This is a genomic window from Xenorhabdus sp. KK7.4, from assembly GCF_963876465.1.
In the GTDB taxonomy this organism is placed as follows: domain Bacteria; phylum Pseudomonadota; class Gammaproteobacteria; order Enterobacterales; family Enterobacteriaceae; genus Xenorhabdus; species Xenorhabdus stockiae.
The window spans coordinates 1-12,334 of the sequence record NZ_CAWNQF010000101.1; the positions used below are offsets into that span (position 1 = coordinate 1).

Below are 12,334 nucleotides of genomic sequence, written 5' to 3' on the forward strand. Positions count from 1 at the left end.
TGGCGGCCACCGGATTGGTGTCAGGCTGGTTCGCCAGCACGGGGGAGGGCAGATCATCCAGTCTGACCATCGGTAATGCAAACTCCCCAACGCTGTCGCGCAGTGTTGTTTGCGTCAGCAACACCACAGGCGCCGCGTCTTCCAGCATATAGGCCAGCCGTTCGGCGGGGTAAGCCGGGTCGAGGGGCACATACGCGCCGCCGGCTTTAAGGATAGCCAATAATCCCACGATCATCGCCGGGCTACGTTCAGTGCAAATCGCCACCCGGTCATCCGGTTTTACCCCCAATTCAATCAGATAATGGGCCAGTTGGTTGGCCTGACGATTCAGGGCCGCATAACTCAGCGTGTGGGCTTCACCCACCACGGCAAGGGCCTCTGGCGTCAGCACAACCTGTTGCTCAACCAGTTCGTGAATAAGGGCATGCTGCGGAAAATCAGCTTGTGTGGCATTGAAATCCACCAGGATCTGCTGGCGTTCAGACACAGGCAGGATGGGCAAATCCAGAATCGGCTGTAAAGGTTCCTTATGCAGCGCTTCTGTCAGGTTCTGAAGTGCCGTATACAGGTAATGAACCATTCGGTCAGGATCGATACCCGTCACACTCTGGACTCCCAGAATGAAGCTATCTCCAAAATCATCCACAGAGAGCGCCAACGGATAATTTGTCTGTTCTTTGGCATCCAACAGACGCATTCCTTCCAGTATGGGATGCTTTGCGGAAGATGATGAATTGTGACGATAGTTGAACAGCACACTGAACAGGGGCAAGGGCGGGATCACGCTGCTGCACCGCTGGGCCAGCGCCAGTGGGGCCTGTTCATGCGCCAGTAAGGTGGCTAAATTCCGGGCCGTATTCTCCACGGTTTCCCGCACACTGAGATGACCAAGAGAAATTCTGATAGGCAGGGTATTGATAAACATCCCCATGACCTGATCAGCACCTGTGGTACCTTGCAATCTCCCCAGTAACACCGTACCGAAGACGACATCATCACGGTCACTGGTATGAGCCAGTACCTGCGCACAGGCCACATGGAACAGCACACTGGGACTGATACCTAAACAACGGGCCTGCTCGCGCAAGGTATTGGCCAGTGTACTATCCAGAGGCAAATGAGCTCCTGCTATGTCAGTGCCATCTTCCTGTACATTAAGCAGGCCAAACGGTGCGGTAGGCGCATCAATATCAGCCAGCTGTTCCCGGAAGTACGCTTCATGCACTGAGGCCGGTACGCGCAGGGTCTGGGCAATAAAATTGCGGTACGGCAAGGGGGGAGACAGCGTGTCCGCCTGTCCCTGTAATAATTTTTGAATTTCATCCAATATCAGCTCCAGCGTCATATGATCGCTGACCAGATGGTGGTAACTGAGGGCCAGCAGCCATTCCCCGCTGTCGGCGTCATAAGCCGTACTGGCAGCGAACAACGGGGCCTGACTGATATCCAGTCGGGTGACGATGTGCGCTTGTAATTGTGCGGGGATATTGTCTGCCGACGTGGGCACAAAGGGCGTCACAGGCAGTTTCGCCTGCCGCCAGACTACTTGTACTGGCTGACTCAGCCCCTGCCAGCAAAACGCCGTCCGTAGGGTATCATGGCGATCGATGACCTGTTGCAGAGCATTCAGAAAGGTATCCAGACGTGCTCGGGTATCAAAGGCGAGCAGGCTGTTTAACAGGTAAGCATCCCCAGTTTCCTGTAGCTGATGATGGAACAGGATACCGGCCTGTAACGGCGCCAGCGGATAAATATCCTGCACATTGGCATGACCGCCGGTCACGGTGGCCGCAATGGTGTCAATCGCCGTCTGTGACAGGGTCACCAGTGGCAACATCTCGGGCGTGACGTGTGTGCAACCGTCAGGAATGCGGTTGGGTGGCACCCCATCATCCGGCGTCTCTTGTCGGGTTATCGCCTGTGCCATCTCCGCCAGTATAGGCGTTGTGAAAACACTACGTACCGCCAGTGAGTATCCCCGACGCCGCAATTGTTCAATCAGGCTGACAGTAATCAGGGAGTGCCCCCCGAGTTCAAAGAAATGGTCGTGACGTCCGACTCGTTCCAGTCCCAGTAAATCTTGCCAGATTTGTGCCAGTGCAATTTCCACGTCACCTGTCGGCGCTGCATAATCCCGGGTGATCACTGCCGACAAATCCGGCGCGGGCAGAGCACTGCGGTCGAGCTTGCCGTTGGGCGTCAGCGGGAAGGCATCTAACATGACAAAGGCATTTGGCAGCATATAATCCGCCAGACAACTTCTCAGCTGCTCGCGCAGCTCAGCCGCTTCCAGCGTAACATCAGGTTGCGACACAAGATAAGCCACCAGACGTTGTTCACCATTATCAGCTTTATGGGCGATAACAACCGCTTCTCTGACACCTTGACAGGCGGCTAATTGTGCTTCAATTTCCCCCGGTTCGATGCGGAAACCCCGGATCTTGACCTGAAAATCATTACGACCCAGATATTCGATATTACCGTCCGATAGCCAGCGCCCTAGATCGCCGGTTTTATACATTCTAGCATCCGGCTGGGAACTGAACGGGTCAGCAACAAAGCGCTCAGCAGTCAAGTCAGAATGATTCAGGTAACCCCGGGCGACGCTAGCACCACCGATATAGATTTCCCCCGTCACACCCAGAGGAACAGGTTGTTGTTTTTTATCAAGTAGATAAATTCGACAATTGGCGATTGGGCGACCAATGGACAACGTTTCATCCGCATCGTGTAAGGCGCCACCATTGAGTGACAGAGAGGTCACAATGACAGTGGCTTCCGTTGGGCCGTAGGTGTCTGTCCAACGACAGTGTTGTGTTTCAGGCAGGGATTGCCAGTCGGTAAGAGAGTGAAGGTTAGTTTTTTCCCCTCCGACAGTAATTGAACGCAGGGTCGAGCTGAACCCACTGCGACCGGCTTTTATTTCCTGTCCCCACTGATGCCAGAAAGCGGTCGGTATATCGACAACGCTGATGGCCTGTTCTTGCAGGAAGTGGCCGAAAGCGGCATCCGGTATCTGAAGGTGAGGGGGGCGCAGAATTAAGGTAGCACCCGTTGCCAGTGTCGGGAAAATTTCGGCCACGGACGCATCGAAGGCTATTGTGGCAAATTGCAGGACGCGATCAGCCGCAGTAAGCGCGGTTATCTGACATTGGGCATGAGTCAAATTCACCACATTACGATGTTCAACCATCACGCCTTTGGGTAGCCCCGTCGAGCCAGAGGTATAGATCACATAGGCCAGATGGTGACTCTGTAATCCCAGTTGTTCCGGTTCGGGATTAGCGACAGCGTATTTGGCGGCTCGATTCAGATAATCCGCCTCATCCAAGAACCAGACAGGAATATCATGGTTCTGAGCCTGTGGCTGTAAATGCTGTTGGGTGAGAAGTAGTTTGGGGGCACTGTCTGACAGCACGTAAGCCCGCCGTTTATCAGGGTGGCTCGGATCAATCGGCACATACGCCGCTCCGGCTTTTAAAATACCCAATACGCCAATAATCATATCCGGGCTGCGCTCAACACATAGAGCAACCCGATCATCCGGCTGGATACCCGCTGTAATCAGAGCATTGGCTAGCTGGTTAGCTCGCCGGTTCAGTTCATCATAACTCAGCGAGCCATGCTCAGAAATGATGGCGATGGCATCAGGAGCCTGCTGCGTCCGTTGCTCAAACAGCGTATGGATAAGTGCTTCTGACGGGAGGAAGTCAGTTTGTGTGGCATTGAAAACCTCCAGTAATTGTTGGCGTTCGGCTACCGGCAGAATGGACAGCGCCAATACAGGCTGTCTGGGATTGTTTTGCAGTGCGTCAGTCAGCCCACAAAGAGCGGTATACATATAATTCACCACCCGATTGGGGTCAACGCTGTTCACAGTTTGGGCAACCAGAGTAAAACCGTCCCCGTGATCGTCCACTGACAGATCCAGCGGATAGTTTGACCACTCTTCAGAAGGCAACGAACGAACACCTTTCCAGCCGGGTTTATCCGTGGCATTTGATGGAGAATGGCGATAGTTAAACAGGGCACTGAACAAAGGTTGGGGAGGTATAACACTGCTGAAACGCTGGGCGAGAACGAGCGGAAATTGCTCATGTTCCAGCAGGTCAGCCAAATCTTTTGCCGTTGCCCGAACCACTTCAAGTACAGTGTGATTGTTCAGGGATATTCTGACCGGCAGGGTGTTGATAAACATCCCCATCACCTGATCGGCCCCTGTAGTGCCTTGCAGCCGTCCCGACAATACCGTGCCGAACACCACGTCATCACGTCCGCTGGTATGGGCCAACACCTGTGCGCAAGCGACATGGAACAGCACACTCGGGCTGATCCCCAGCTGGCGGGCCAGCGCGCGGAGAGTTTGCGACAAAGTTGCTTCCAGCGACAGTTGTGCATCCATCACATCTGAACCATCTCCCTGTACATCAAGTAAACCAAACGGTGCTGTGGGTTCATTGATATCCCCAAGTCGCTGACGAAAATAGTCCTCATGCTCCGAAGCCGGTACGCTCAGCATTTGGGCAATAAAGTTGCGGTACGGCAGTGGCACAGGTAGTGACTCGATTTCTCCTTGTAATAATTGCTGAATCTCATCCATGATCAACTCTAGTGTTACATGGTCACTAACCAGATGATGAAAACTCAGGCCCAGTAACCATTCGTGACTGTCAGGATCGTAAACGGTACTGGCCGCGAACAAGGGTGCCTGAGTGATATTTATGGGGATGACAATATGCGCCTGTAATTGTGCCGGGATGTTCTCTGGCGATGTCGGGATAAAAGGAGTCACCGGTAAGCGCGTTTTCCGCCAAACCACTTGTACTGGCTGATTCAGATTTTGCCAACAGAAGGCGGTACGCAGGATATCATGGCGGTCTATCACCTGTTGCAGAGCCGTAAGGAAAGTCTCCAGACGCGCTTGGGTATCAAAAGCCAGCAGGGCATTCAATAAGTAAGCGTCACTGTTTTCCTGTAACTGGTGGTGGAATAAAATACCTTCCTGCAAGGGTGACAGTGGATAGATATCCTGTACATTAGCAGCCCCGCCGGTTACCGTCGCAATGATGGTGTCAATTTCGGTTTGTGACAGCGTCACCAGTGGTAGCATCTCAGGGGTAATCGCTGTGCATCCATCGGGAATGCGGTTGGGTGGGATCAGAACCGGCGGAATATCTATCCCTGTCTGTATTGCCTGCGCCATATCTGCCAGCAGCGGTGTGGCAAAAACGCTGCGTACTTCCAGTGAATATCCACGGTTGCGTAATTGTTCAATCAGACTGACGGCAATCAGCGAGTGCCCGCCCAGTTCAAAGAAGTGGTCATGACGACCGACGCGCTCTAATCCCAGTAAATTCTGCCAGATTTCTGATAATGTGATTTCCACATCGCCCACGGGTTCAGCATAGTCACGCGTTATCACCGCGGACAGATCCGGCGCAGGTAGTGCATTGCGGTCAAGTTTACCGTTAGGCGTCAGCGGGAAAGTATCCAAAATGACAAAGGCACTGGGTAGCATATAGTCTGCCAGATGCTGAGTCAGATACTGGCGCAGTTTGGTTGGTATCAGGTCAATATTCGGCTGAATTTGCACGTAGGCGACCAAGCGCTTGTCCCCGGGAGTATCTTCGCGCAAGATAACAACGGATTCATTGATTCCCGGGTATTGATTCAGACACGTCTCGATTTCATTCAATTCAATGCGGAAACCGCGTAATTTAACCTGAAAATCATTGCGACCCAGATATTCAATATTACCATCCGGCAACCAGCGACCAAGGTCACCGGTTTTATACATCCGGGCATCCACTTCAGCAGAGAACCAATCAGGCAGGAAACGCTCCCGCGTAAGTTCAGGCCGGTTCAGATAACCCCGGGCTACACCGGCACCACCGATATAGGTTTCGCCCACCACCCCAAGCGGAGTAGGTTGGCCAGAAGAGTCAAGAATATAGATTTGGGTGTTAGCAATGGGGCGTCCGATTGGAATGGTATATGCAGCATTAGTAGCCGATGTTATTGCATAAGTGGTGGCTATTGTGGTGGTTTCCGTCGGACCATAAGCATTAATCAGGTGGACTGGCCGGGACTCAGTCAATTGTACCTGTTGTATTTTTTTCGGATTGAGGGCTTCTCCACCGACAAGCAGATAGCGCAATTGCCTGAACAGGGGAGAGAGTATTTCCAGATAAGCGTTGAACAGCCCCACCGTTAACAACATTGCCGTGACTTCACCGCTGATTAATTCGTCACGGAAACGTTCAGGGTTGAGTAATACGGCTTGTGGGATCACATGCAGGCGTCCACCGTTTAACAGAGCGGACCAGATTTCCCATGTTGAGGCATCAAACGCAATATTTGAACAGTGCGCTACGCAGTCATTCGGCCCGATATCCGCATAACCCCCATTGATAGCCAACCGATTAACATTACGGTGCTCAATCATCACACCTTTTGGTTGGCCGGTTGAACCGGAGGTATAGATCACATAAGCCAGATGGCGCGATGTCAGTCCCAATGCCTGTGCATCCGGGTTATGGCTCGGTTGTGTAACCAGTGACAGTATTTCTGATGATCGGGTTTCTAATGAGGTATCCTGAGCATCAATTATGCGTACAGGTACGATATCCGGTAACTTATCGCGCTGGGCGACCTGAGTCAGTAAGATTACCGGAGCGGCATCTTTCAGCATATAGGTCAACCGTTCTGCGGGGTAATTCGGATCGAGGGGAACATAAGCACCGCCCGCTTTCAGGATTCCCAGCAGGCAGACGATCAATGCCGGGCTGCGCTCGACACAGATAGCCACCCGATCATCCGGTTGTATACCCAATCCAATTAGATAATGGGCCAGTTGATTAGCCTGACGGTTAAGTTGATCATAACTCAGCGTTTGCCCTTCACACACGACAGCAATCGCTTCCGGCGTTTGAGCCACTTGCTGTTCAAACAGTTCATGGATGAGGGCATTCTGCGGAAAGTCGGCTTGCGTGGCATTAAAATCCACTAATAATTGTTGTTGTTCCATGGCTGATAACATAGGCAGCGATGAAATCGTCTGAGTCACATCAGCGATCATTGCGGTTATCACGTTTTGAAAATAACCGGCAATACGAACCACGGTTTCCCGATCGAACAAATCAGTTGCATATATTAGCGTTCCGGTTAAGCCTGAATTTCCGGCTGTTTCAGTGAACGACAGCGTTAAATCACACTGAGCACTGTATTGCGGTTGTTCGATAATAGAAAGTTCAAGCCCGGGCAGTTTCAATTCCTGAGCCGGAGTATTGTCCAATGCCAACATCACCTGAAAGATGGGACTGTGACTCAGGCTACGTTCGGGTTGTAACACTTCCACCACCTGCTCAAAAGGCAGATCCTGATGAGCATAAGCCGCCAGTGTCTGTTTACGAACATGGGCCAGCAGTTCCGCTATTGTATGACATTGACCTGATTCAATACGTAAGGCGAGCGTGTTGACGAAAAAACCAATCAGATTATCCAGTTCGGTGCGAGTACGATTGGCAATGGGAAGACCGATAACAATATCGTTTTGACCACTTAGGCGGGAGAGAACAACAGTCCACGCAGTGAGGATAGCCATAAATAATGTGGCTCCCTGATTTTGTGCAAATGTTTTCAGGGCAGTGAGTAATTCCTCATCAAGGTGAACAGGTATTTTACTTCCTCTATAGCTTTGCACTGCGGGGCGAGGGCGATCCGTAGGCAGCTCCAGCAGGGATGGCGCTCCATTGAGCTGGTTATACCAGAAATCTCGTTGTACGGTCAGTTCATCGCAATGTAATGCACTGCGTTGCCAGGCAGCATAGTCGGCGTACTGGATAGGCAGTGGTGGCAAATCAGCATCGCGTCCGGTCAGGGCAGCCTGATAAAATGCCGCCAGTTCGCGGATTAAAATACCACTGGACCAGCCATCAGAAATGATGTGATGCTGAGTTAACAACAGGACATGTTCTTCATTATCCAGATGCAATAGCTGCCCCCGGATTAACGGCCCCTGAGTAAGATCAAAAGGCGTTCGGGCTTCAGATTCAGCCAGTTCGTCAACACGGGCTGAACGTTCGTCTTCATTCAGAGAGCGTAAATCCAGATAACTCATTGAAAAGCCAGTATCCGCAGGGGCTATTTTCTGACAAGGTTGATCATCCACCAATGTAAAGTGGGTGCGCAAACTTTCCTGACGGGCTACAAGGTTATCAAGAGCGGAGATGAGTGCCTGATGTTCAAGTTTCCCCGTAAGACGCAATGCGACAGGGATATGATAGGCCCGACTTGCGGCGGAATCGAATTGTCCGATAAACCATAATCGTTGTTGGGCAAAGGATAATACTAAAGGTGCATGGCGATCGGTCTTCGTTATCGGCATGTGCAATGAACGAGTTTCATTAGCGCATTGTTTAATTTGTTCTTTAACTTTTTTCTCTAAAACAGCTCGTTTTAACATTTCGATATTGATATTAGCTTTGCTCATTCTTTAGTATCTCCACTTAAAATTGCGATTAATTCTTCTGCAGACATTGAATCGAGGCTTTTCTTGATTAATTCTGTGTCATCTCCCCATGCTGAACTCATTTGGGCAGAGAGAATGAGTTCAGACAGTTCTGATAATCGGGATGACTGGAAAATTGAAACGATAGGTATCTGGACTAAAAATTCGGTTTGTATACGGGCTATCAATCTTGCGGCTAAAAGTGAGTGTCCGCCGATTTCAAAAAAGCTGTCATGCCGCCCGATTCGTTCCAGACCCAGCAGTTCCTGCCAGATTTGTGCCAGTCTGTTTTCTACGTCACCCACAGGTTCGGCATAGTCACGGGTTATTACCGCCGACAAATCAGGAGCAGGTAACGCTTTACGGTCGAGCTTACCGTTGGGAGTCAGCGGGAAGGTATCCAGCATTACAAAAGCACTGGGTAGCATATAATTTGGCAAACAGAGTCTCAGTTGTTCGCGTAGACTGGTGGCTTCCAAAGTAACGTCTGGTTGTGCCACCAGATAAGCTATTAGGCGCTGCTCGCCGTTATCTGTCTCATGGACAATAACCATTGCTTCTTTAATTCCATCACAGGCCAGCAGTTGTGCCTCAATTTCTCCCGGTTCAATCCGGAAGCCGCGCAGTTTGATCTGAAAATCGTTACGCCCCAGATAGTCGATATTGCCATCCGGTCGCCAGCGTCCTAAATCACCGGTTTTGTACATTCTGGCATCAGGAAGAGGACTGAAAGGATCGACCACAAACCGTTCTGCTGTGAGTTCAGGCTGGTTCAGGTATCCCCGGGCCACACCCGCGCCCCCGATATAAATCTCGCCAGTGACGCCAAGGGGCACAGGCTGACCATAAATATCAAGCAGATAGATTCGGGCATTGGCTATCGGATGACCGATACTGGGCGACGAAAGGGAATGATCTATCACACAAAAAGTCGTATCAACGGTACATTCTGTGGGACCGTAGACATTGATAAAACGGGACGTTTTTATTTGTTGCAAGCGCGACCATAAGGCAGATGAAATGGCCTCGCCGCCGATTAACGTCAGTTTGGGCTGATAATCCGTATCGGTACCTAACCCCGCATTCAACAGCCATTGCAGCTGCACGGGGGTACAGTCAAACAGATCCACCGCATGATGTGCCAGATAACGCCAGAGTTGCTCCGCATTGGCACGAATAGTCTCAGGAATGATGACCAGTGTATGACCCGCGAGCAATTGCAGCCAACTCTGTACCGAGGCGTCAAACACGATGCTGGCATTCAGGGCAGTACGACATGGTGGCGTGATATCGATCACCGATTGCAGCCCGGTATGCAGATTGATGACATTACGATGGGTCACCATAACTCCCTTGGGTTGTCCGGTCGAGCCAGAGGTATAAATGACATAGGCCAGATGGTGGGAATTCAGCCCCAACGAGGTTGCATCGGGGTTATGATCAGGCTGGATATCAAAAAGCGATGTTTGGTTATCCAGCTGCACCGTGGGGATCGGATAGGTCAATTGACCCGCCAGCCCAGTTTGCGTCAGCAACGCCACAGGTGCCGCATCTTCCAGCATATAGGCCAGCCGCTCTGGTGGGTAAGCCGGATCAAGGGGGACATAAGCGCCACCAGCTTTGAGAATAGCCAGTAATCCCACCACCATCTCTACACTGCGTTCGACACAAATAGCCACCCGATCATCCGGTTTAACGCCCAATGCCATCAGGTAATGGGCCAGTTGATTGGCCTGACGGTTAAGGGCGTCATAACTCAGGGCTTGTTCTTCAAAGAGTACAGCAAGGGAGTCAGGTGTTCGGGTGACCTGCTGTTCAAACAGTTGATGGATGATGGCATGCTGCGGAAAATTGGCTTGTGTGGCGTTGAAATCCACCAGTAACTGCTGGCGTTCTGCTGCCGGCAGAATGGATAAACTGAGCACCGATTGCTGAGCATCAGCGGTCAGCGCATTTGCCAGCTCACTGAGGGCAGTGCGCAGATAATGCACGATTCTGTCCGGATTAATTCCGTCTACGGTCTGAGCCACCAGCGTGAAATCGTTCCCGTTATCATCCACGGAAAGAGTGATGGGATAGTTTGTCCGTTCCTCAGACTGTAATACGCGCATACCCGGCCAACCGGGATTTTCATCCAAGTCTGACGGGCTATATCGATAGTTAAACAGGGCACTAAACAAGGGTAAGGGGGGGATCACTCCGCTGCACTGTTGAGCCAGTGCCAACGGAGCCTGCTCATGTTCCAGTAGTTCAGCAAGATTTGCGGCTGTCGCCTGCACGACTTCCCATACATTGCGATTGTTCAGGGATATCCTGATCGGCAATGTATTGATAAACATCCCCATAATCCGATCAGCCCCGGCTGAACCGTGCAATCGTCCCAGCAGTACGGTACCGAACACAACTTCTTCACGGTCGCTGATATGAGCCAATATCTGCGCAAAAGCGACATGAAACAGCACGCTGGGGCTGATCCCCAGACGGCGAGACTGCGCACGCAGAGTCCGGGCAAGAGTATCATTTAGAAGCAAACGGGCTTCCGACACGTTTGTGCCATTCCCCTGTATATCCAGCAGGCCAAAAGGTGCCGTGGGTTCTTCAATATCGGCAAACCGCTCACGGAAGTAACTTTCATGTACTGAATCCGGCATTTTCAGGATCTGGGCGATAAAATTACGATAAGGCAGTGGTGTAGGCAGAGATTCCTCGTTACCGTCTAATAACAGAAAAATCTCCTTCATAATAAATTCCAGTGTCACATGATCACTGACCAGATGGTGAAAATTCAGCGTCAGAAGCCATTCGTTACTGTCCGAGTCGAGGGCAATACTGGCAGCAAACAACGGAGCCTGAGTCATATCCAGTCGGGAGATGGTATGCGCCTGTTGTTGCTGTGCTTGAATAGATTGTGCCGGAACAAACGATATCACGGGCAGTTTTGCTTGCCGCCAGACCACCTGTACCGGCTGGCTCAGTCCCTGCCAGCAAAACGCCGTACGCAGAATGTCATGGCGGTCTATCACTTGTTGCAGAGCACTCAGAAAGGAGTCCAGACGGGAGCGGGTATCAAACGCTAACAGCGTGTTTAATAAATAAGTATCGCTGTTTTCCTGCAACTGGTGGTGGAATAAAATACCTTCCTGCAAGGGCGACAGCGGATAGATATCCTGTACATTAGCCACGCCACCCGTCACAGTTGCGGCAATCGAATCAATCTCAGTGTGTGACAGCGTCACTAACGGCAGCATATCGGGGGTAATATGTGTGCAATCGTCAGGGATACGATTAGGTGGGACAAGCATATCCGGCGAATCTTGCCGGGCCTGTATCGCCTGCGCCATCTCTGAAAGCAACGGGGTGGCAAAAATACTACGCACCTCCAGTAAATATCCCCGGCTGCGTAACTGTTCTATCAGGCTGACAGCAATCAGGGAATGCCCGCCCAGTTCAAAGAAATGGTCGTGACGTCCGACCCGTTCCAGTCCCAATAACTCCTGCCAGATTTGTGCCAGTGCAATTTCTACGTCACCGATCGGTGCTTCATAATCCCGGGTGATCACGGCGTATAAATCCGGCGCGGGCAAGACCTTGCGGTCGAGCTTGCCGTTAGGGGTCAGCGGGAAGGTATCCAGCATCACAAAGGCGCTGGGGATCATATACTCCGCCAGATGTTGTGCCAGTTGTCGGCGCAGATCAACCGGCACCAGTTCCGTACCCGCTTCAGCGCAGAGATAGGCCACCAGACGGGTATCCCCTTCAGCGTCTTCACGGGCTATCACGACAGCCTCCTGTACACCCGGGCACTGCATCAGGCCTGCTTCAATT

Annotated in this window: 2 protein-coding genes; both read right to left on the bottom strand. The window is 51.5% G+C overall.

From position 1 onward, the window contains the following. A partial coding sequence (locus AACS90_RS18130; RefSeq protein ID WP_241538322.1) for a non-ribosomal peptide synthetase occupies positions 1-8,491 on the bottom strand: 8,491 nt, incomplete at its 3' end. Continuing rightward, positions 8,488-12,334 (bottom strand): non-ribosomal peptide synthetase (locus AACS90_RS18135; protein ID WP_339373631.1); only part of this gene is annotated, 3,847 nt, incomplete at its 5' end. The genes AACS90_RS18135 and AACS90_RS18130, both read right to left, overlap by 4 nt.